At 61.5% G+C, this 22,513-nt stretch carries 18 protein-coding genes and 1 pseudogene; 8 read left to right on the top strand and 11 right to left on the bottom strand.

The genetic code is table 11. The features are described from left to right. Positions 1–59: 59 nt before the first annotated feature. Positions 60–1,253 (top strand): cell division protein FtsZ, encoded by a 1,194-nt coding sequence (gene ftsZ / locus P7C00_RS26535; RefSeq protein WP_346633868.1) that lies wholly within the window; start codon positions 60–62, stop codon positions 1,251–1,253. 112 nt (positions 1,254–1,365) lie between these two features. Beyond that, on the top strand, positions 1,366–2,277 hold the full coding sequence (lpxC, locus tag P7C00_RS26530; RefSeq protein ID WP_011063304.1) for a UDP-3-O-acyl-N-acetylglucosamine deacetylase: 912 nt from the start codon (positions 1,366–1,368) through the stop codon (positions 2,275–2,277). Between the two features lie 67 nt (positions 2,278–2,344). On the opposite strand, the gene P7C00_RS26525 is transcribed toward lpxC, so the two are convergent. The 7 genes from P7C00_RS26525 to P7C00_RS26495 all read right to left on the bottom strand — a co-directional run bounded on the left by P7C00_RS26525 (position 2,345) and on the right by P7C00_RS26495 (position 12,263). Next, the gene (locus tag P7C00_RS26525) at positions 2,345–3,856 is read right to left on the bottom strand and encodes a diguanylate cyclase (RefSeq protein ID WP_346633869.1); all 1,512 of its coding nucleotides are present in this window, start codon (positions 3,854–3,856) and stop codon (positions 2,345–2,347) included. Between the two features lie 139 nt (positions 3,857–3,995). Beyond that, on the bottom strand, positions 3,996–5,348 hold the full coding sequence (locus P7C00_RS26520; RefSeq protein ID WP_404937620.1) for an OprD family porin: 1,353 nt from the start codon (positions 5,346–5,348) through the stop codon (positions 3,996–3,998). A gap of 163 nt (positions 5,349–5,511) precedes the next feature. After that, positions 5,512–5,736 carry a hypothetical protein gene (locus P7C00_RS26515; RefSeq protein WP_346633871.1) on the bottom strand — a complete coding sequence of 75 codons (225 nt, stop codon included), beginning with the start codon at positions 5,734–5,736 and terminating at the stop codon, positions 5,512–5,514. 234 nt (positions 5,737–5,970) lie between these two features. Continuing rightward, entirely contained in the window at positions 5,971–7,335 is a 1,365-nt protein-coding gene (locus tag P7C00_RS26510) for a heavy metal sensor histidine kinase (RefSeq protein WP_404937619.1), read from the bottom strand. Then, on the bottom strand, positions 7,325–8,002 hold the full coding sequence (locus tag P7C00_RS26505; protein ID WP_346633873.1) for a heavy metal response regulator transcription factor: 678 nt from the start codon (positions 8,000–8,002) through the stop codon (positions 7,325–7,327). Before P7C00_RS26505 ends, P7C00_RS26510 begins: the two co-directional genes overlap by 11 nt. An 8-nt stretch (positions 8,003–8,010) precedes the next feature. Continuing rightward, positions 8,011–11,106, bottom strand: coding sequence for a multidrug efflux RND transporter permease subunit (locus tag P7C00_RS26500; protein WP_404937618.1), 3,096 nt, complete (start codon positions 11,104–11,106; stop codon positions 8,011–8,013). Then, positions 11,103–12,263: an efflux RND transporter periplasmic adaptor subunit gene (locus P7C00_RS26495; RefSeq protein WP_404937617.1), complete on the bottom strand. Its 1,161-nt coding sequence runs from the start codon at positions 12,261–12,263 to the stop codon at positions 11,103–11,105. Before P7C00_RS26495 ends, P7C00_RS26500 begins: the two co-directional genes overlap by 4 nt. Positions 12,264–12,485: 222 nt before the next feature. Between P7C00_RS26495 and P7C00_RS26490 the strand changes: the two genes are divergently transcribed. From P7C00_RS26490 to P7C00_RS26480, 3 genes and pseudogenes are all read left to right on the top strand, one after another. Continuing rightward, the gene (locus P7C00_RS26490; RefSeq protein WP_346633876.1) at positions 12,486–12,731 is read left to right on the top strand and encodes a hypothetical protein; all 246 of its coding nucleotides are present in this window, start codon (positions 12,486–12,488) and stop codon (positions 12,729–12,731) included. A 157-nt stretch (positions 12,732–12,888) separates the two neighbouring features. Continuing rightward, positions 12,889–13,170: pseudogene (locus tag P7C00_RS26485) on the top strand (PAS domain-containing protein); the annotation flags it as partial. 246 nt (positions 13,171–13,416) lie between these two features. After that, positions 13,417–14,472 carry a methyl-accepting chemotaxis protein gene (locus tag P7C00_RS26480; RefSeq protein ID WP_404940100.1) on the top strand — a complete coding sequence of 352 codons (1,056 nt, stop codon included), beginning with the start codon at positions 13,417–13,419 and terminating at the stop codon, positions 14,470–14,472. A gap of 47 nt (positions 14,473–14,519) precedes the next feature. On the opposite strand, the gene P7C00_RS26475 is transcribed toward P7C00_RS26480, so the two are convergent. From P7C00_RS26475 to norR, 4 genes are all read right to left on the bottom strand, one after another. Continuing rightward, positions 14,520–15,269, bottom strand: a complete 750-nt coding sequence (locus P7C00_RS26475; protein WP_404937616.1) for a YkgJ family cysteine cluster protein — start codon at positions 15,267–15,269, stop codon at positions 14,520–14,522. A gap of 118 nt (positions 15,270–15,387) precedes the next feature. After that, positions 15,388–15,867 (bottom strand): N-acetyltransferase, encoded by a 480-nt coding sequence (locus P7C00_RS26470; protein WP_346633879.1) that lies wholly within the window; start codon positions 15,865–15,867, stop codon positions 15,388–15,390. 3 nt (positions 15,868–15,870) lie between these two features. Continuing rightward, entirely contained in the window at positions 15,871–16,773 is a 903-nt protein-coding gene (locus tag P7C00_RS26465; protein WP_123724752.1) for a chemotaxis protein CheV, read from the bottom strand. A gap of 186 nt (positions 16,774–16,959) precedes the next feature. Continuing rightward, the gene (norR, locus tag P7C00_RS26460) at positions 16,960–18,516 is read right to left on the bottom strand and encodes a nitric oxide reductase transcriptional regulator NorR (protein WP_404937615.1); all 1,557 of its coding nucleotides are present in this window, start codon (positions 18,514–18,516) and stop codon (positions 16,960–16,962) included. Between the two features lie 156 nt (positions 18,517–18,672). On the opposite strand from norR, the gene hmpA reads away from it, so the two are divergent. From hmpA to cyoA, 3 genes are all read left to right on the top strand, one after another. Then, positions 18,673–19,854, top strand: coding sequence for an NO-inducible flavohemoprotein (hmpA, locus tag P7C00_RS26455; RefSeq protein ID WP_404937614.1), 1,182 nt, complete (start codon positions 18,673–18,675; stop codon positions 19,852–19,854). 408 nt (positions 19,855–20,262) lie between these two features. Continuing rightward, entirely contained in the window at positions 20,263–20,772 is a 510-nt protein-coding gene (locus P7C00_RS26450; RefSeq protein ID WP_346633882.1) for a disulfide bond formation protein B, read from the top strand. A 795-nt stretch (positions 20,773–21,567) separates the two neighbouring features. After that, complete coding sequence (cyoA, locus tag P7C00_RS26445) at positions 21,568–22,512, top strand: ubiquinol oxidase subunit II (protein ID WP_346633883.1); 945 nt, start codon at positions 21,568–21,570, stop codon at positions 22,510–22,512. Position 22,513 lies beyond the last annotated feature (1 nt).

The raw sequence follows: 22,513 nt of genomic DNA, 5'->3' as shown, positions 1-22,513 counted from the left end.
CACCGTTTCAAAGCAGTAGGCAGTAGGCGAAAAACTAGAGAAATGAAAGGAGAGGGAAAATGTTCGAACTCGTAGACAACATCCCGCAGAGTCCGGTAATCAAGGTTATCGGTGTTGGCGGTGGCGGCGGCAACGCGGTCAATCACATGGTCAAGAGCAACATCGAAGGCGTCGAGTTCATCTGCGCCAACACTGATGCTCAAGCGCTGAAAAACATCGGCGCGCGGACCATCCTGCAACTGGGTACCGGTGTGACCAAGGGCCTGGGTGCGGGTGCCAATCCGGAAGTCGGCCGTCAAGCCGCTCTGGAAGACCGCGAGCGCATCGCCGAAGTACTGGCGGGCACCAACATGGTGTTCATCACCACTGGCATGGGCGGCGGTACCGGTACCGGTGCGGCGCCGATCATCGCTGAAGTGGCCAAGGAAATGGGCATCCTCACCGTTGCGGTGGTCACCCGTCCGTTCCCGTTCGAAGGCCGCAAGCGCATGCAGATCGCCGATGAGGGCATCCGCGCGCTGAGCGAAAGCGTCGACTCGTTGATCACCATTCCCAACGAGAAGCTGCTGACCATCCTCGGCAAGGACGCCAGCCTGCTGTCGGCGTTTGCCAAGGCTGACGACGTGTTGGCTGGTGCCGTTCGCGGTATCTCCGACATCATCAAGCGTCCGGGCATGATCAACGTCGACTTTGCCGACGTACGTACCGTGATGAGCGAAATGGGCATGGCGATGATGGGCACTGGCTGCGCCAGCGGTCCGAACCGTGCGCGTGAAGCCACTGAAGCGGCCATCCGCAACCCGCTGCTGGAAGACGTGAACCTGGAAGGTGCACGCGGCATCCTGGTGAACATCACCGCCGGTCCTGACCTGTCCCTGGGTGAGTACTCCGACGTGGGTAGCATCATCGAAGCCTTCGCTTCCGAACACGCCATGGTCAAGGTCGGTACCGTTATCGATCCGGACATGCGTGACGAGCTGCATGTAACCGTAGTGGCCACCGGCCTGGGCGCGAAAATCGAGAAGCCTGTGAAGGTCATCGACAACACCGTTCAGACTTCCATGTCCGCACAATCGCAAGCGCCAGCTGCTGCTCGTCAGGAACTGCCGTCGGTGAACTACCGTGACCTGGATCGTCCGACCGTTATGCGCAATCAGGCGCAGTCGAACGCGGCGACCGCGGCGAAGCTGAATCCGCAAGATGATCTGGACTACCTGGACATCCCGGCATTCCTGCGTCGTCAGGCCGATTGATGGAATGTATCAGGGGTATTAGGGTGATTGGTGTTCAGCAAAGGCATGGTCTGCTATTATCGCCAGCCTTTGTTGATACCAGTTCGCAATTTGCGCTGAAGCGGCCCAAGCCATGATTAAACAACGCACCCTGAAGAATATTATCCGTGCCACAGGTGTAGGCCTGCATTCCGGGGAGAAGGTTTACCTGACCCTCAAGCCTGCGCCTGTCGACACCGGCATTGTGTTTTGTCGTGCCGACCTGGACCCTGTGGTGCAGATTCCTGCTCGCGCGGAAAATGTTGGCGAAACCACGATGTCGACCACGTTGGTCAACGGTGACGTCAAAGTGGACACGGTGGAGCACTTGCTCTCGGCCATGGCTGGCCTGGGCATCGATAACGCCTACGTCGAGCTCTCCGCGTCCGAAGTCCCGATCATGGATGGCAGTGCCGGACCCTTCGTATTCCTGATTCAATCTGCTGGCCTCGAAGAACAGGACGCAGCTAAAAAGTTCATCCGCATCCTTCGTGAAGTGACCGTGGAAGACGGCGACAAGCGCGCCACTTTCGTGCCTTTCGATGGTTTTAAAGTGAGCTTCGAGATCGATTTCGATCACCCGGTTTTCCGTGACCGCACCCAGAGTGCAAGCGTGGACTTCTCCAGTACTTCGTTTGTAAAAGAAGTCAGTCGCGCCCGTACCTTTGGTTTCATGAGTGATATCGAGTACCTGCGCAAGCACAACCTCGCACTCGGCGGCAGCGTGGAAAACGCCATTGTGGTCGATTCGGATGGCGTACTGAATGAAGACGGTCTTCGCTACGAAGACGAATTCGTCAAGCACAAGATCCTGGATGCAATTGGTGACCTCTACCTGCTGGGCAACAGCCTGATAGGCGAGTTCAAGGGCTTCAAGTCGGGCCACGCACTGAACAACCAGCTACTGCGCAAGTTGATTGAGCAGAAAGATGCCTGGGAAGTCGTGACCTTCGAAGATGCCAGCACTGCACCGATCTCTTACATGCGTCCGGTCGCGGCCGTGTAATTACTCTCTCTTTCCTTTTGTTTTTGAAGGCCATCCCCCCGGATGGCCTTTTTTTATGCCGCAAGGTTCAGGCGCTGCGCCGTGACATGTTGGAAACCACTCGGTTGCGGCCGCTGTACTTGGCTTGATACAGGGCTTTGTCGGCGTCGCTCACCCATTGGTCGAGGCTGATATCCGGATTGCCCGACCAGGTGTTGATGCCAATGCTTACCGTCAAGGGCGTGGCCTGTTCGCTGACGGACGGCAATGCGGCGATGCTGGCGCGGATTCTCTCGGCGAGTACGGCGGCGCCGGCGCTGTCGGTCCCCGGCAGGATCACCGCGAACTCTTCGCCCCCATAGCGTGCCGCCAGGTCAGCCGGGCGTCCTGCGCAAGCGCCAATGTTCTGCGCCACCACACGCAATGCCTGGTCCCCCAGCGGATGGCCAAAGCGGTCGTTGAACGACTTGAAGTGGTCGACGTCGATCATCAGCAGTGACAGGGGCAGGTTTGCGCGCCGGGCCCGGGCCCACTCATTGTTCAATACCTGGTCCAGGGTACGACGATTGGCCAGGCCGGTGAGGGCATCGACGGCTGCCAGGCGCGCCAGCTCCTGCTCGGCATTCTGCCGGCGCCGCAGTTCGCGACACAGTTGCCAGGTCAGCCAGAACAGGGCGATGCACAGCGCCCCAGTGGCGCCGCTGATCAGCAACGCTGTGCGTTGCCAGGCAGCAAAGACCTCATCGATGGACAGTGCCACGACCACGATCAGCGGCAGGTCGCCCACCTGGGAAAAGGTGTACAGCCGTTGCATCCGATCCACGCTGGACACGCTGCTGAAGCTGCCATTGCCTTCGCGCAGGATGCGGACGAAGTTGGGGCGGTTACTGAAACTCTTGCCAATCAGGTCGTCTGCCAGGGGCGGCTGCTGGGCCAGCAGAACCCCATCGCGGCTGATCAGGTTGATCGAGCCGTTGCGCCCGATATCCAGATTCTTGAACAGCTCATTGAAGTAGCTCAGGCGCATCGCCGCTTCGGCGACGCCAATGAACTCGCCATTCTCGTTGCTGAGCCGACGACTGAAGCTGATCCGCCAGTCATGCTCGGCGGTGCGGGCGCGGAACGGCGGGCTGATCATCATCCTCGGGTCTGGATTGTCGATGTGCGATCGAAAGTACTCGCGATCGGCGTAGTTGCCCGTACGGGGTACGAGCGAAGCCGAGTCGGCCAGCACATCGCCGTGCTTGTCCAGCAACAGGATATCGCCCTTGTAGGGCGCTGCGGTGGCGCGGTCGAACAGCGCCAGATGGCGGATGGGCAGCGAAACGTCCTTCAGGTCGTTGCGTTGCGCCGCACTGATCAGTCCCTTGAGGGACAGGTCGTAGAGTTCGACGTTGCGCAGTACATCAGCGTCGATCAGTTGCACGATGTTGTTCGCGGCACGGGTGGCAGCCTGTTCGGCAGCAGCGTGTTCACGGATCAACAGGTAGGTGACGATACTGAGAATGGCCACGACGATCAGCGAACTGGCCAGGACCAACAGACGTTCCGGATTTGACGCGATTTTCCCTGTGCGGGGTGTCGCACTACTCACGCTCATGATTTTGATTTCTGCTACGTCGACAGATTTAAGTCTAGTGTGGACGTGGGCTACAGAAATCGGTCACGCCTTCGCGCCTGTATAAATCCCGAATAAAAAAAAGGCCAGCAAAACATGCTGGCCTTTTGCTTATATCGGCTTAGAACACGTTGATCGGATAGTCGACGATCACCCGGTACTCATCGGTGTCGTTGTCCAGTGCGCCGTAGCCGTTGCCACCACGGTTGGTAGCCCATTGCAAGCGCACGGCCAGGTCCTTGGCGGTGCCGCCCTGCACCACGTATTTGAGGTCAAGGTCACGTTCCCAGTGCTTGGCATTCTTGCCGTCGGCGCTGTACCAGCTGGCATAGCCGCGGCTGGCCGGATCGACCTTGGTCAGGTCCAGCTCGCCCCGGGAGTAAGACAGGGCCGAGGTCAGGCCCGGCAGGCCGACGCCGGCAAAATCGTAGGCGTACTTGAGCTTCCAGGAGCGCTCGTTGGGACCGTTGAAGTCCGAGTACTGCTGGGAGTTATCCAGGTAGATGCTGTCGCCCTGGGCGATGTAGTCGAATGGCGTGTTGCCGTTGACCCGCTGGTAGGCCGCAGTGATGCTGTGGCTGCCCACGCCCACGGTGAAGTGCAGGCTGTAGGTGTTGTTGTCGATATTGCCCAGCAGCGCCTGGCCCGTGTCCTGGGTGTGATAGAAGTGCAGGCCCGGATTGAGGCTGACCAGATCGTTGAGCGCGTAGGTGTAGTCCAGGTCGTAGTAGTACTGGTTCCAGATGTCCTTGAGCTCGGAGGCATACAGGCTGCTGGTCAAGCCTGGAACACCGCTCCAGGCCACCCCGGTCCAATTCAGGTGCAGGCTTTCGTCACCTTTTTGCAGGGCGCCGTAGGAGGTGCCGATGCGCTTGTGACCGCTCTGGTTGTAGGGCTTGGTGAAGCTGGCCTGGCCGCCTTCGATCAACCAGCCGTCGAAGCTGTGGTTGGTCAGGCTGACGCCGCGGAAGGTCTGCGGCAGCATGCGGCTCATGCCCCCGGCGATCACCGGGTTGTTGAGGAACAGGTCGCCGGCCTTGAGCTCGGTGTCGAAGGCTCGCATCTTCAAGGTGGCACCGGTGGTTGAGAACGAGCCGGGCGCCTTGTGCCGGCCATCTTCGCTGAGGGGCAGGATGCTCGACTTGGTGGTGCCGCCTCCGCCGTCCAGCTTGAGGCCGAGCATAGCGTTGGCATCGATACCAAAGCCCACAGTGCCTTGGGTATAGCCGGACTCGAAGACACCGAGGAAACCCTGGCCCCATTCGATGTTGTCTTTGTTCTGCTGCTGGCGATTGCGGTTCATGTAGTAGTTGCGGGCGTTGAGCTTGAGGCTCGAGCCGGCGACGAAGCCCTGGTTGTCGCTCTCTTCGGCCGCTTGGCCCAAGGCGGGAATAGTTGCAGCGATTGCAATGAATAGCGGGCTGATTCTCAGCGTGGTCCTGAACAACGTGTAGCTCCTTTGGTGAATGAACATGGTTTTTTATTGTGAATTCGGGTGTTTCTTGTTCTGGGTATGACGTATTTGCCATGGGTTTCTCCACAGCAAAAAAAAGCCGCTGAACTCAGCGGCTTTAAGACAACTTACTCCCGGGTTGAAAGCAGAGAAGTTGTCGAGGGAAGCAAGTCGGTAGCGCGGATCAACTGTCTTTCTGAGCGTCGCTCTTACTGTGCTCGGCGGTGATCTTCTGGGCTTGCTGAGTGTTTTGCTGCTGGGCGGCCTGGGCAATCTGTGCTTGTTCGAACGCGGCGGCGCGTGCGGCATTTCTCGCCACGAATCCCTGGGATTCTTCGGCCATGGCCATTGGCACCACGAACAGGGAAGACAAAACAAAGGCGCTGGCCATACCCATACTGTTGGACATTTCTGAAGACCTTCTTGCTGAGCAAGTTCAATTCGGTGCGACAAAAATATAACCATGAGGCGGCTGGAAAAAGAGCTGAACAGGATAAGGACTGTTACCAAAAAAACAACAGTAGGCGCTGGCTTGTAGGGGCTGGCTTGCCAGCGAACGCGCCATATCGTCATGCGCCGGATGTGTTGACGCCTTCGCCGGCAAGCCGGCTCCTACAGAATCCGAGAATCCGAGAATCCCGAGTCAGAGAGGCAGGTACAGGCCGAAGGTGTTGATGCCCCGGTCACTGCGCACGAACACGTCGCCGCCGTGCATCAGGGCGATGGCCTTGACGATGGCCAGCCCCAGGCCGTGGTTGGCGCCGCTGTTGCTGCGGGATGCATCGACCCGGTAGAAGCGCTCGAACAAGCGAGGCAGGTGTTCGCTGGCGATGCCTTGGCCCGGGTTGCTGACGGCGATCGCCACTTGCTGCTCCTGCACTTCAATCCGCACCTGGATCACTTCCCCTGCCGCCGTGTGCTGCACGGCATTGCTCAGCAGGTTGATCAGGGCTCGGCGCAGGTGGGCAATCTCGATCCGCACCTGGGCATCGCCCTGGACCTCGACCCTGACTTGCGCGTCTTCGAGGATGAAGTCCAGGTAGTCCAGGGTTGTGGCCACTTCCGTCGCCAAGGAGGTGCTGGTGAGCTTGGTGGCCTTGCTGCCCTGGTCGGCGCTGGCCAGGAACAGCATGTCGTTGACGATGGAACGCAGCCGTTCCAGCTCTTCAAGGTTGGATTGCAGCACCTCGAAGTAATGCTCCGCCGAGCGGCCGCGGGTCAGGGCCACCTGGGTCTGGCCAATGAGGTTGGTCAGGGGCGAGCGCAGTTCATGGGCGACGTCGGCGTTGAACGACTCCAGGCGCGAGTAGGCCTGCTCGACCCGTTCCAAGGTGGAGTTGAAGGAGTTGACGAACTGGCTCAGTTCCGGCGGCAGGGGCGAGAGCTGCAGGCGTCCGGAGAGGCGCGGCGGAGCCAGGCGCTGCGCCTCCTGGGACAGCTTGATCAGCGGCTTGAGGCCGATCCGCGCCACCCAGTAACCCAGGGCCGAGGCCAGTAGAACACCGACGATGGCCAGGCCGATCAGGGCGATCAGCAACTGGTGCTGGGTCTGGTGGAAGGTATCGGTATCGATGGCAATCAGAAAGCGCAGGGCCGGCCGCTGTTCCTTGGCCGGCAACTGGCTGACCAGTACCCTCAGTGGGTAGGGATGATCGCTCAGAATCAGATCGCGCATGCCCAGCGGACCTTGGGCGAATGCGCGGATCTGTGGGTCCGGGTTGCCGTATTCATAACCGGGGTCACCGCTCACTGCCCAGAAGCGGATGCGTTTGTCCTCCTCGCTGAGCAGCTTGAGCTTGGCGTTGATCTTGGTCCAGTGCTCAGGGGTGCCGTAACGATTCAGGGCCGACTCCAGCACGCTGTAGCGCGCATCCAGCTCGGCTTCCGGCAGCAGGCCCAGGCCCTTGTCCACCTGTTGATAGAGAGCACCACCAATCAGCAGGAAGATCAGCAGTGCCACCAGGGTGAACAGCCCGCTCAGGCGCAGGGCAATGGAGTTACTCGGCACTGCGGCTCTCCAGCACATAACCCATGCCGCGGATGGTGTGCAGCAGCTTGTGTTCGAAAGGGCCATCGAGTTTGGCCCGCAGGCGCTTGATCGCCACTTCGACGACATTGGCGTCGCTGTCGAAATTGATGTCCCAGACCATCTCGGCAATCGAGGTCTTGGACAGGATCTCGCCCTGGCGTCGGGCCAGCACGCTGAGCAGGGAGAACTCCTTGGCGGTCAGGTCCAGGCGAGTGCCGGCGCGGCTGGCCTTGCGGCTGATGAGGTCGATCCACAGGTCGGCGATGCTGATCTGCACCGGCTCGTGACCGCCGCTGCGGCGGGTCAGGGCTTGCAGGCGGGCCACCAGTTCAAGGAAGGAGAAGGGCTTGCCCAGGTAGTCGTCGGCGCCATCGCGCAGGCCGCGAATCCGGTCCTCCACGCGCTCCCGGGCGGTGAGCATGATCACCGGGGTCTGCTTGCGCGCACGCAGGGCCCGCAGCACGCCAAAGCCGTCCAGGCCGGGGAGCATCACATCCAGCACGATCACCGCATAATCGCCTTCCAGGGCCAGGTGCAGACCCTCGATGCCCTCTCGGGCCAGGTCGACGGTGTAGCCCTGTTCGGTCAACCCGCGATGCAGGTAGTCCGCAGTTTTTTCTTCGTCTTCGATAATCAGAACGCGCATGACCCGCCTCAGGTGTTGGTGGCCGGCGAAAGGGCCGGCTGGGGCCGGTGGAACAGCCGCTCGAGCCACAAGTATATGACCGGCGTGGTGAACAGCGTCAGGGCCTGGCTCACCAGCAACCCGCCGACCACGGCGATGCCCAGGGGCTGGCGCAGTTCGGCGCCGGTGCCGTAGCCGAGCATCAGCGGCAGGGCGCCGAGCAGTGCGGCCAGAGTGGTCATGATGATGGGCCGGAAACGGGTGATACAGGCCTGGTAGATCGCTTCTTCGGGCGGCAAGCCACGGTTGCGCTGGGCCTCCAGGGCGAAGTCGATCATCAGGATGCCGTTTTTCTTGACGATGCCGATCAGCAGCACCAGGCCGATCAACGCCATGATGGAAAAATCCTGGCCGCAGAGCCAGAGCATCAACAAGGCGCCGAGCCCGGCCGAAGGCAGGGTGGAAATGATCGTCAGCGGATGCACGAAGCTTTCGTACAGCACCCCGAGAATGATGTAGACCGCCACCAGCGCGGCGAGAATCAGGTACGGCTGGCTGGCCAGGGAACTCTGGAAGGCCTGGGCCGCGCCCTGAAAGTTGCCGCTGATGGCCGCCGGCATGCCGATCTCGCTCTTGGCCTGGTCAAGCAGGATCACCGCGTCCCCCAGCGCCACGCCGGGGGCCAGGTTGAACGACAGGTTGGCCGCCGGAAACATGCCGTCGTGGGCGATCGACAAAGGACCGATGCTGGGGGCATCGAAGCGTGCCAGGGCCGACAGCGGGACCATTTCCCCGGTCAGCGGCGAGCGCAGGTAGAAGTAGTTGAGGCTCTCGGCCTTGCCCCGTTGCTGGGTGTCGAGTTCGAGGATCACGTTGTACTGGTTGATCTCGGTCTGGAACTCGTTGATCTGACGCTGGCCGAAGGCATCGTACAGCGCTTCGTCGACATCGCTGGCGGTGAGGCCGAAGCGCGCGGCGGCGGTCCGATCGATGTTGATGTGGGTAATGCTGCCGCCCAGTTGCAGGTCGTTGGAAACATCCCGGAACGCCGGGTTGCTGCGCAGCTTCTCGGTCAGGCGCTGGGTCCAGGTACTCAGGGTCGGGCCGTCGTTGCTTTTGAGCACGTACTGGTACTGGGCACGGCTCGGTCCGGAACTGAGGTTGATGTCCTGGCCGGCCCGCAGGTAGAGCACGATGCCGGGCACCTGCATCAGTTGCGGGCGGATGCGATCGATGAAAGCGCTGGCGGAAACATCCCGGTCGCCACGTTTTTTCAGTGAGATCCAGAAGCGGCCGTTGGCGATGGTCTGGTTGCTGCCGGAGACACCCACCGAGTGGGAGAAGGCTTGCACCGCCGGGTCGGCAGCGACGATTTCCGCCAGGGCCTGGTGTTTTTTCACCATGTCCGGGTAGGAGATGTCCGCCGCCGCTTCAGTAGTGCCGAGCACGAAGCCGGTGTCCTGCACCGGGAAGAAGCCCTTGGGGATCAGGATATAGCCGGCAATGGCCATGCCCAGGGTCAGGCCGAAAATCCCCAGCATCAGTTTCTGATGGGCCAGGGCCTTGCGCAGGCCGCGTTCATAGAAGGCCAGCAGGCGCTCGCCGAAGCCCGGCTGGGCATGGGCCGGGTGCACCGGGGTGCGCATGAACAGGGCCGCCAGGGTGGGCGCCAGGGTCAGCGAAACCACCACCGAAATCATGATGGTGGAGGTGGCGGTCAGGGCGAATTCCTTGAACAGCCGCCCCACCACGCCGCCCATGAACAGCAGGGGAATGAACGCTGCCACCAGGGAAAAGCTGATGGAGACCACGGTGAAGCCGATTTCTCCGGCGCCCTTGATCGCCGCCTCGCGCATGCCGTCGCCGGCCTCCAGATGGCGGTGGATGTTCTCCACCACCACGATGGCATCGTCCACCACAAATCCCACGGCGATGACGATGGCCACCAGGGTCAGGTTGTTCAGGCTGAAGCCCATCACATACATCAGGGCGAAGCTGGCGGTCAGCGATACCCCCAGCACCGCAGAGACGATCAGGGTCGCCGACCACTGGCGCAGGAACAGCGCCATCACTGCCACCACCAGCAGCACGGCGATCAGCAGAGTGATCTCCACCTCGTGCAGCGAGGCCCGGATGGTCTGGGTGCGGTCCACCAGCACCTTGACCTGCACCGACGCCGGCAGCATGGCCTCAAGGCCCGGCAGCGCGGCCTGGATACGGTCCACGGTGTCGACGATATTGGCCCCCGGCTGGCGCGAGATCACCAGGTTGACCCCTGGCTGGTCACCGGACCAGGCCTGGACGTAGGCATCTTCCGAACCGTTGACCACACGCGCCACGTCCTGCAGATGCACCGGCGCGCCGTTTTTGTAAGAAACGATCAACTGGCCGTATTCCTCGGGATGGAACAGCTGGTCGTTGGTGGACAGGGTGGAGATGCTCGACTCGCCATACAGCGCGCCCTTGGCCAGGTTAAGGCTGGTCTGCTGGATCGCCAGGCGGATGTCGGCCAGGGTCAGGCCGATGGCGGCCAGCTTGTCTGCCGACGCCTGGACCCGGATCGCCGGGCGCTGCTGGCCGGTGATGTTGATCTGACCAACGCCGTCGATCTGGCTGATCTGCCGGGCCAGCAGGGTTTCCGCGTAGTCGCTCAGTTCGGTGCCAGGCATCTGCGTTGAACTGATGCTGAGGATCAGCACCGGGCTGTCCGCCGGGTTGACCTTCTTCCAGGTCGGCAGGGTGGGCATGTCCTTGGGCAGCTTGCCGGCGGCGGTGTTGATGGCCGCCTGGACTTCCTGGGCGGCGGTGTCGATGCTTTTGTTCAAGGTGAACTGCAGGGTCAGCAGGGACGAGCCCAGGGCGCTGCTGGAGGTCATCTGGGTCATGCCGGGGATGGCGCTGAACTGCACTTCCAGGGGCGTGGCCACCGAGGAAGCCATGGTGTCCGGGCTGGCCCCGGGCAAGGCGGCGGAAACCTGGATAGTGGGAAACTCGGCTTCCGGCAGCGGCGCCACTGGCAGGCGCGGAAATGCGATCAACCCCAGCAGCACCAGCGCAAACGTCAGCAACACGGTGGCGACCGGATGGTCGATGCACCAGGCGGACACCGAGCCACCGCCCTTCATGGCTTGGACTCCGAAGCCTGCACCAGGGGCGGCGGGTCGCTCAGCACCTGGACCTGTGAGCCGGGCTTGAGCCGCGACTGACCGTCACTGACCAGCACATCTCCGGCCTGGACGCCGGAGATGATGTTCAGGCCACTGTCCTGATACACCACCTGCACCGGCACGCTTTCCACTTGCCGGCCTTTGACCCTGAACACGAAGTGCTGATCCAGGCCGCGCTGGACCACGGTAGGCGGTACGGTGAGCGCGGCCTGGTCCAGCGCGGTCTGGATCTTCACTGTCACCAATTGTCCGGGCCAGAGCTTTTGCTGAGCGTTGTCGAACTCGGCCTTGACGCGAATGGTGCCGGTACCAGCATTGATCTGGTTGTCGATCAGCGTCAGGTGGCCGTTGCCCAGCAGAGCGCTGGGGGTGTTGCTGTCGGCGCCCAGGTAGGCCTGGACCGTCGCCGGCTCGGGGGCGCGGATCAGTTGTTGCAGGGTCGGCAGCATTTGCTGGGGCAGGGAGAACTCCACGGCGATGGGGTCAATCTGGGTGACCGAAAATAGGCCCTGGGTGTCGGTCATGCGCAGGAAGTTGCCCTCATCCACGGTACGAATACCCACTCGGCCAGTGACGGGAGAGCGGATCTGGGTGTAGGAGAGTTGTACCTGGGTGGCGTCGATGGCGGCCTGGTTACCCTGGGCTGTGGCATTGAGCTGATTGACCAGGGCCACCTGTTGGTCGTACGTCTGCTTCGAGATGCCGTCATCCACCGACAGCAGCTTGTAGCGCTTGAGATTGATCTGCGCCACCTGCAACTGGGCCTGATTTTGCGCCAGTTGGGCCCGTGCCTGATCCAGGTTGGCGCGGATCGAACGGTCATCGAGAGTGGCCAGCAGGTCACCTGCTTTCACCAGTTGCCCTTCCTTGACCAGCAACCGGGTGAGGATGCCGTCCACCTGGGGGCGAATGACCACACTGTGCAGCGACAGCACCGAGCCGATGCCGCTGGTGTAGCGCGGTACGTCCTGCTGGATCACTTGCACCACTCGTACCGGTATCGCCGTGGGCGCGGCGAGCCTGGGGCTCGTGGGTTTGTTGAGGAACCAGATCGCAGCGGCGGCGACAGCCAGGAGAAGCGTTGCGGTCACGACGGTTTTCTTGGCAATGGACATGAGGGGAGGGCGCCGGGCAGTAATGTCGGAAGGGTGGCCATGATCTGTGCACAGTTATAGTCCGCTAACTCGGTCAGCAGGGTGACGGCCAGCTGTCAGCCCTGTCAGAAAAGTACCTGCCAGCCGTTGCGATCCAGGTCAAAGATCGCAGGCACACAGGTATACTGCCGGCCACTGTGGCCCGTCCCTCGGCCCGGCTTTTCTTTCTCTCTTGGAGTTTCCATGACTTCCCCTGCACAACCTGCTGCGGATGACGCCCTGAGCGTTGATCCTGCGGCCGAGCCGGTCACCCCTGAAACCGAGGGCAAGGCTGCGATCCCGGCGTTCAAGTTTCCCTTCAAACCGTCCGAATTCGCCGCGGCAAAAAACGTTCAGCAGCCCTGGTACAAGAACGGCGCCAGCAATGGCCACACCAAGACCCCCGGCGCAGCGCCTCCCGGCACTCGGCGCTCCATGGGCAAACGTTGATATCGCCGACAATCGAAGACATTGCCTCGATTTGCGCTTTTTAATCGCAATGATGGCTAATTGCTTTAAACCTGAGCTGGATCAGTATTCGTGGCATCAGTGCGCTTAGAGTCAGCAGCCCTGCCGACTCCTCCTAACAATTACGAGCGCGCTTCCCATGAAGATCAACCTTCCGGTTACTGGGCGAAACGTGGACTTTGCCCCTGATGCGAACATCCTCTCGACCACTGATCTGACCAGCGCGATCACCTACGCCAATCCTGATTTCATCGAGATCAGCGGTTACAGCCGCGAGGAGTTGCTGGGCTCGCCCCACCACCTGATGCGCCATCCGGACATGCCTGCGGCAGCGTTCGGCCACATGTGGCGTACCCTCAAGCGCGGTCGTTCGTGGATGGGCCTGGTGAAGAACCGTTGCAAGAACGGCGATCACTACTGGGTCAGCGCTTACGTCACGCCGGTGACCCGCGACGGGCAGGCGGTGGAATACCAGTCGGTGCGCACCAAGCCCAGTGCACAGCAGATCGAGGCTGCGCAACGGGCTTATGCCCGGCTCAACGGGGCGGGAGCTTCCTGGTGGAGTCTGTTGCCGGTCATTAGTCTGCGTCTGCGCTTGTGGGCATCGATCAGCGCCGGTTTCGTTGGTACCTACGGTGTTTCGGTGTGGTTGCTGCCCGAATCCTGGATGGTCCAGGGGGCGGTGATGGCCATGGGCTGGTGCCTGAGCCTGGTCGCGGTCGGTGCCCAGCTGCGGCCGCTGGATCGGCTGACCGAGCGGGCCCGGCAGATCGGCGACAACCCGTTGAGCCAGGGCATCTACACCGGTCGTGCCGATGAGTTCGGGCGTATCGAGTTCGCCTTGCAGATGCTCGAGGCCCAGGTGGGGGCAGTGGTGGGGCGGATCGGCGATGCGTCCCAGCGATTGGCCGGGCATGCCGCGGAGCTGGTGGAGCATCTGCACAGCAGTCACAACAGCACCCTGGAGCAGCAGGCGGAAACCGATCAGGTGGCGGCCGCCATTCACCAGATGGCCGCCAGCGTGGCGGAAGTCGCCACCCATGCCCAGCAGGCATCGGTGGCGGCGGATCAGGCGGAAAGCGAAACCCGCGAAGGTCATCTATTGGTGGGTGAAAGCCGCAGTGCGGTGTTGCGCCTGGCCAGTGAGCTGGAGCGGGCCACCGAGGTCATTCATCAGTTGGAAAACCACAGCGCGGACATTTCCGGTGTGCTGGAGGTGATCCGCAGCATCGCCGAGCAAACCAACCTGTTGGCTCTGAACGCTGCGATCGAGGCGGCGCGGGCCGGTGAGCAGGGACGCGGCTTTGCCGTAGTGGCCGATGAGGTGCGCGGGCTGGCCCAGCGGACCCAGGATTCCACCAACGAAATCCAGCGCATGATCAGCACCCTGCAAAATGCGGCGCGCAATGCCGTGGAGGCCATGCAGCACAGCAGTCAGCATGTGGAAAGCAGCGTCGATCAGGCCCAGCGCGCCGCGGTGGCGCTGGACGGCATCAGCCAGCGGGTCAATCAGATCACCGAAATGAGCCTGCAGATTGCCGCAGCGGTGGAGGAGCAGAGCGCGGTGAGCGAGGACATCAACCGCAACATCATCGGTATTCGCAATGCCTGTGAAGTGACGGTCAGTGCCGGCCAGCTCAGTCATGTCAATTCAGGCGACGTGGCCGGGCTGGCGGGGGACTTGCGGCAACTGGCCCAGGAGTTCTGGCACAAGCGTGGATAGGCCGGTTCGCGGGGCGCCGGTTCGCCGGCAAGCCTGATCCTGCGGAGTCAGGCGGCGCGCAGCGAGATGAAGGCATAGTCCAGTGCGGCTTCGCTGACCACCAGGGCGCCGGCAGCCTGGACCTGGCCGGCGATGTCGTTCCCGGACAGGTGAAAGCGCCAGGGTTGATTCGATGCCGCGGGTGGCGCTGCCTGAACCTGATCGATGGCCTTGGCCAGGGCATTCATGTCGGGCAAGTAGGCGGTGAAGCCGTCGCCCTTGAGGGCCGTGGTGCGAATGCCCAACAGGGCGCAAATGGCTTCCTTGGTATGGATATCATCGCGGTCGGCCTGGCGCGAGCGGTCGATCAGCTCGGCCAGTTCCCTATCCACCAGTGCTCCCCCCAGAATCAGTTGCGGTCCCTGTTCCCAGGATTCCGGCGGGCACTCCTTGGCCAGTGGGTTGAGGGGGATATGGGGGTTGATCTCCATGGGGTAGATGCGGCACACCAGGGGGCGACGCTCATAGATGCGGCACAGCTGGTCTTCGTCAAGATTCCGGCAGGGGCCGACGTTGTAGGCGGCAAAGGTGATCGCCACGTAGGCTTCGGTACTGCCACTGGTGACCCGGCAGGAACGGCGCTCGGCGTGTTCGCGCTGTTGCGTCGGCAGCCCCAGGCCATTGCCGAGGAAGGCCTCCACCAGAACGATCACCTGACCGCCGTCGGCGGCCCAGGCCCGGGCTTCGGTGAGGGTCAGGGGCACATGGTGATCGTTGCAGCACTTGCCGCAACCAACGCAGGAAAACTGAGTATTCATGGAGCGAGTAAACCGTTCTGGGTCGACAGGGATAGCGCCATAAATGCTGTTATTGACGCGGCCAGGGAGCGTGTCGAAGCAAGTTGCACGCCAGCTGTCGGGTCTTGATGGCTGTCGTCTAGGGCACGACTTCGCGACGCACGATATGCATGCCGACGCTTTCATACAAGCGCCGCGCCCGCAGGTTGTCCTCCAGTACCCTGAGATCGACAAAGCCTTCCCGGCGTTCGGCGAACATCAGGAAGGCTTGTAGCAGCAAGGCGCGGCCCAGTCCTTGACCACGGGCCCGAGGGTGCACCACCAGATCCTTGATATAGGTGCTGGTCCAGCACTGGGCCACCGCCACCACGCCCTCCGCATCCCGCACCACCAGGCACAGCTGGGGGTCGTACTCGGCATCGGTTTCGAAGGCCCGGCGCCAGTCTTCCAGGGGCGGCACCCGGCCACCGCCGTCCTGGTAGCCCAGGTGCATCAGTTGATGCACGGCTTCGGCCAGTTCCGGGCTGTAGTGCTCCAGGGTGATACCCGCCGGCCACTGTGGCGTGGTCTGGGGAGCGCTGAGATCGCGGCGCAGCAGCAGGCAGTGGATCTCGCTCATGGCTCAGGCCGCCTGGCTGGCGATGGCCTTGGCGGCGTCGATCAGGCAGCGGGTCAGTTCCGGCGAGGAAAACTTGGTGAGCACCGCATTGGCTCCGGCCAGGCGGGCTTTCTCGCTGTTCATGGCGCTGTCCAGCGAGGTGTGCAGCAACACATACAGATGGGCGAAGTCCGGGGTTTCCCGCAGGGTCCGGGTCAGGGCATAGCCATCCATTTCCGACATCTCGATGTCCGAGACGATCAGGTTGATCTCGTTGGCCGTGCCTTGCAGCTCCAGCAGGCAGTCGATGGCCTCTTTGGCGCTGCGGGCGGTGTGACATTGCAGGCCCAGGTTACGCAGGGTGTGCACCGATTGCTGCAGCGCTACCTGGCTGTCGTCCACCACCAGGATGCGTGCATTGCCCAGGGCTTCGGCGTCTTCCATGCTCAGTTCGGTGGGCGCCATCTCGATCTGCGCCGGGGCGATGCCGTGGATCACTTTCTCGATATCCAGCACTTGCACCAGCGTGCCGTCCACCTGGGTTACCCCGGTGATGTAGGACTTGATACCGCCGGAGCCAAAGGGTGGCGGGCGGATATCGGTGGTCAGGCAATGGACGATCTTGCTCACCGCCTGTACGTGCAGGCCCTGTTTGGAACGGCTGACGTCGGTGACGATCAGGCAGCCGCTGTCCGGGTCTGCCAAGGGGCGCTCGCCGATGGCCCGGCTGAGGTCGATCACCGACAGGGAGTTGCCCCGCAAGGTGGCGATGCCTTTCACATGGGGGTGGGATTCCGGCAGCTTGGTCAGCGGCGGGCAGGGGATGATTTCACTGACTTTAAGCAGGTTGATTGCCATCAGCTTGCCGCTGCGCAAGGTAAACAGCAGAAGCGAAAGCGAGTCTGCGCGGGCTTTGTTGGAGGACATAAAAACCTTCTCTGGAAAAAATTGGCTTGTGGCTCGACCCACGGATAACCCTTGATAACGGGTTATCGACGTATTCAGGGCGGGCTTTAGCGGCGAGGCTGCTTTCCGTCGGCCGGTGCGCAGGTCCCTGGATTGGCGGCGTGCCCTTCGCTGGCAAGCCGGCTCCTGCGAGCCTGCCCCTGGCGTCTACCGCAGGCCCAGGCGCTTGGCCAGACGGCTGAGGTTGGCCCTGTCCAAGCCTAGCTCACGGGCGGCGCTGGCCCAGTTGTGCTGGTGCCGTTCAAGGCAGGCGTTGATCAGTTGGCGCTGATAGTGCTCGGTGGCCTGGCGCAGATCGCCGTTGGCGAGGGCCAGGGGCGCGCTTTCTAGGGCTTGCTCAGGCACGGCAGGCGCCTTTTCGCTGACCCGTGGCAGGTCCAGGTCCGTTGCATCCAGGCTGAGGATTTTCGGCCGTTCACGGCAGTTGCCCAAGGCCTTGAGGGCGCTGCGGCCTATCAAGTGCTCCAGCTCGCGGACGTTGCCCGGCCAGCTGTAGGCCAGCAGCGCCTGTTGCGCATCGGCGCTCAGGCGCAGGCTGCCCAGGCCCATGCGCGAGCGGTTCTGTTCCAGGAAGTAGCCGCTGAGCAGCAGCACGTCCCGGCCCCGATCCCGCAGGGCCGGCACCCGCAGCGGATAAACGCTGAGGCGATGGTAGAAGTCGGCGCGATAGCGACCGTTGCGTACTTCTTCTGCCAGGTCACGGTTGGTGGCGGCGATCAGGCGCACGTCTACCTGATGTTCCTTGTCCGAGCCCAGGCGCTGCAACTGACCGCTTTGCAGCACCCGCAGCAGTTTGGCCTGCACCGTCAGCGACAGCTCGCCGACTTCATCGAGAAACAGGGTGCCGCCATTGGCCAGCTCGAATTTACCCCGACGATCCTGGGTGGCCCCGGTAAAGGCGCCGCGCACGTGGCCAAACAGCTCACTCTCCACCAGGGTGTCGGGCAAGGCCGCGCAGTTGAGGCTGATAATCGGTTGCTCAGCCCGGGGTGAGGCAGCGTGAATGGCTTGGGCCACCAACTCCTTGCCAACGCCGGTTTCACCGGTGATCAGCACGGTCAGGTCGCTGCCGCCAACCAGGCTGATCTCTTCCAGCAAACGCTTGTGGGCCTTGCTTTGGCCGATCATCTCGCGGTTCTGTCCGCTGGCCTGGCGGAAGACCTCGGCCCGTTGATGCTCGTTTTCGGCGCGCAGTGCCAGGCGCTCGATGCGTTCGGCTGCGCTGACAGTGGCCGCTGCGAGGCTGGCGAAGGCTTGCAGGGCGTCCAGCTCGATAGGTTCGAAGCGTTGCGGATCGAGGGCGTCGAGGGTCAGCAGGCCCCAGGGGCGCTCATCGACAAACAGCGGACATCCCATGCAGTCGTGGACTTCCAGGTGATCGTCGAGACCTTCCACCAGGCCGTCATAGGGATCGGGCAGTTCACTGTCGCTGGCAAAACGGGTCGGCCCCGGGCTGCTGAGCAGGGCGGCAAAGCGCGGGTGCTCGCTGACCTTGAAGCGCCGGCCCAGGGTATCGGTACTCAGGCCGTTGACCGCCAGCGGCACCAGCCATTCGCCATCCAGGCGCAGCAGCGCAGTGGCATCGCAGGGCAGCAGGGCGCGCAGGGCTTCCAGCAGGCGGCGGTAACGCTCGCCCTCGGGCAGTTCCCGAGACAGGTCGGTCACCAGGGGCAGCAGGGTCATGAGTAGGGATTTTGCAGTCATAAGGACTCCATGTTGTCCTAATGACTATAAATGCATAAGTGTCTTTATGACTATATATATTTCAAGTTATTGATTTATAAGAATTTAATTTCTGGCATGAAAACTGATTAGACAAGGGCAACCTGCAAGCAGTCAAAAAGTCCAGGAGTTGTCCCTATGCTAAGCGTTCAAGATCGCGCCATCATTAAATCCACTGTGCCCCTGCTGGAAAGCGGTGGCGAAGCCCTGATTACCCATTTCTACCGGATGATGCTCTCCGAGTACCCCGAGGTGCGTCCGCTGTTCAACCAGGCACACCAGGCCAGCGGTGATCAGCCCCGGGCCCTGGCCAACGGCGTACTGATGTATGCCCGGCATATCGACCAGTTGGATCAACTGGGGGATCTGGTGGCCAAGATCATTAACAAGCATGTGGCCCTGCAGATCCTGCCGGAGCATTACCCCATTGTCGGCACCTGCCTGTTGCGGGCCATTTCGCAGGTGCTGGGCAGCGAGATCGCCACTCCTGAAGTGATCAATGCCTGGGGCGCGGCTTACAACCAGCTGGCGGATATCCTGATCGGCGCCGAGTCGGCCATCTACGACGAGAAGGCCCAGGCCCCCGGTGGCTGGCGTGGCGCGCGGGAATTCAAATTGGTGGATAAGGTCGAGGAAAGTGCGGAAATCACCTCCTTCTATTTCGAACCATCGGACCAGGGGCCGATCCTCGCCGCCGAGCCTGGGCAGTACATTGGCTTGCAGCTCTTCATAGAGGGCGAGGAAGTGCGGCGCAATTATTCCCTGTCGGCGCTTTCCAGCCAGGGCCAGTACCGCATCAGTGTCAAGCGCGAGGCCGGAGGCTTGGCGTCCAACTACCTGCATGACCAGTGCCCGGTGGGCGCGCGCATCATGCTGTTTCCGCCGGCGGGTGAGTTCACCCTGGTGGCCAGCGACAAGCCCCTGGTGCTGATCAGCGGCGGGGTCGGTATCACCCCGACCCTGCCGATGCTGGAGGCAGCGCTGGCTACCGAACGCCCGGTGCATTTCATCCACTGTGCACGCAACGGCCAAGTGCACGCGTTCCGTCACTGGGTCGACGAGTTGGCGCAACGTTATCCACAGCTCAAGCGTTTCTACTGCTATGCCGAGGACGACGGCGTCAGCCCCGCGGCGGACAAACTGGGGCTGCTGACCCGGGAGCAGTTGGCCGACTGGTTGCCGGAGCAGCGTGACCTGGATGCCTATTTCCTCGGTCCCAAGGGGTTCATGGCGGCCATCAAGCGCCACCTGAAGGCCCTGGGCATCCCCGAGCAACAAAGTCGCTATGAGTTCTTCGGCCCGGCGGCGGCCCTGGAGTAACCCTGTCACCGGCTCCTGCCTGCAGGAGCCGGCTTGCCGGTGCATCCGCCGGTGACCCAAGTGCTATCGGCACCGATGCCTTCGCTGGCAAGCCAGCTCCTACACAAGCCAGCTCCTGCACACGTCAGCCCTGCAATGGGGCAGGGCTGTTAATCCGTGCTTAACCTGCCTGTCGTTAATTCCCCTCGATGCTGGGATGGCAGTGCCATGCCGGCCCTTTCATTGTGCGTCCTCCAGGCCCGTAAACCTTGGGGTGTTGCCTTCGATGCAATGCATTCAAAGGTCATGATCAGCGTGTAGACTTCCGGGCACCCGATGGCAATCAGATCAACTTCGCAATTCAACCGCGGGCTGCCGTGACCAGCACTGGCGGCCCGGTTGGACAGACAACAGAAAAAAGGAATAGGGATGAGTGACGACAGACTGCGTTTGGGACGTGAACGGCGCTTCCTGGTGCTGCTGGGGGTTATCTGCCTGGCACTGATCGGCGGGGCCCTGTACATGCAGGTGGTATTGGGCGAAGCGCCTTGCCCACTGTGCATCCTGCAGCGCTACGCCTTGCTGCTGATTGCACTGTTCGCTTTCATCGGCGCGGCCCTGAGCTCGCGACGGGGCATCACCATCATGGAGGCCCTGGTGGTCATCAGTGCCATCGCCGGCGCGGGAGTCGCCGGGCACCATGTGTACACCCAGTTCTATCCGGCGGTGAGCTGCGGCATTGACGTGCTGCAGCCGATTGTCGACAGCCTGCCCTTGGCGACGATCTTTCCCCTGGGCTTTCAGGTAGATGGCTTCTGCTCCACGCCGTATCCGCCGATCCTTGGGCTGTCCCTGGCCCAGTGGGCACTGCTGGCGTTCGTGCTGACGGTGATCCTGGTGCCGCTGGGCATTGTCCGCAATCGCAAGAAAACCTACTGATCCACCCGGAAAAGCCCCGGTCTCCCAACAGAGGCCGGGGCTTTTTCATGCCGTTCATTCGACACCTGAAAAGTCCGTGATTTGCGGCAAGTCGGGGCGCGGCAAAAGTGCGACATGTTGTCACACTGTCGCAGTCGCAGAGGGGCGATCGGGGGCTTGCAACAGACTGCATTCCGAGCAACTGGTTCCATGCAAGTCTGTCAGTTTGTGTAAGCCGCGCTGTTGGGGAAAACCCATAGCCTGCTATCTATACAATTCTTCACAGACCCCGTTTTACAAGGGGTGAAGCCATATGAAAGACGGCTTTCAGGGGCGGGCGGAGGCCCGGTAGCCGGGCGCTGTGGAGTCCTTTTTGGGGCTTTTTGTTGATAATGAAAATCGTTATGATTGCGATCCTTCGCAACAATCATGAGCGATTGTTGCGCTCAGCGATAAAAATTATTTCGGGATAAGACATGGTTTATAAAACGCGACATATCTACAATCGCCCGCACTGAATTTCCGACGCTGCTCATCCCTGAGCACACGAGGACGGTCGAGGGGCGGATAGAGCGCTCCATGCGACTGCGGGTGTCGGCGCCTTCCAAACTTCCGCACCAAATGGAATTGGTCTGTAACAAGGCCTTTGACCACGAGATCGAATAAGAACCACTGCTAGCCCGGGATGTGTCGTTGAGCGTTTAACCCAACGGGCAGGCCCTTATTCAATTGAAGAAAAATGCCAACCCTTGGCAGGGTGAAGTGTTGGCGATCAAAACCCAACTGCATTGCGCAAGCTGCTTTAGAGGTCGTGAGATGAGTAAAAACAGGTACCCCAGATTACTAGGCTTATTGCCGCTGCTCGGCATGTTGATGCTGGGAGGCTGCAAATGGACCTTGCTCGATCCTAAGGGTCAGGTCGGTCTGGATGAACGAAACCTGATCATCACGGCAACCATTCTGATGCTGCTGGTGGTTGTGCCGGTCATCATCATGACCTTCGCCTTCGCCTGGAAATACCGCGCCTCGAACAAGGACGCGACCTACGCGCCGAAGTGGTCCCACTCCACCAAGATCGAAATTGCGGTGTGGCTGGTTCCGGTACTGATCATCATTGCCCTGGGTTATGTCACCTACAAGTCGACCCACGCCCTGGACCCTTACCGTCCGCTGGAGTCCGACGCCAAACCGGTCACCATCGAAGTGGTCGCCATGGACTGGAAGTGGCTGTTCATCTATCCCGACCAAGGGATCGCCACCGTCAACAAGATCGTTTTCCCGGCCCATACCCCGGTGAACTTCCGCGTGACCTCCGACACCGTGATGAACTCGTTCTTCATCCCGGGCCTGGGCGGCCAGATCTACGCGATGGCGGGCATGACCACCAAGCTGCACTTGATTGCCAACCAGAACACCGAACTTGAAGGTATCTCCGCCAACTACAGTGGCGCGGGCTTTACCGGCATGAAATTCAAAGCGATCGCAACCAGTCAGGAAGATTTCGACGCCTGGGTAAACGAAGTCAAGAAGGCACCTAAACAGCTGGACACCGCTGAATACGAAGCCCTTTCCAAGGCGAGCCAGAACAATCCTGTAGAGCTCTACTCCGCGTACGCGCCGAACCTGTTCCAGACCATCATCGACAAGTATGAAGGCATGAAACCGGGCAAGCCGCTCAAGCACGAGAAGAAAGAAAAGGAAGTGGCCGCAACCGAAGGGATGGACGTGAGTTCGCATTCAGCTGCCGGGGCAGAGGAGTAAA

This window comes from Pseudomonas sp. JDS08PS003 (genome assembly GCF_045013505.1).
GTDB classification, from domain to species: domain Bacteria; phylum Pseudomonadota; class Gammaproteobacteria; order Pseudomonadales; family Pseudomonadaceae; genus Aquipseudomonas; species Aquipseudomonas protegens_B.
Note: the sequence above shows the minus strand (reverse complement) of the source record. Positions and strands in the feature narration are given on the sequence as shown.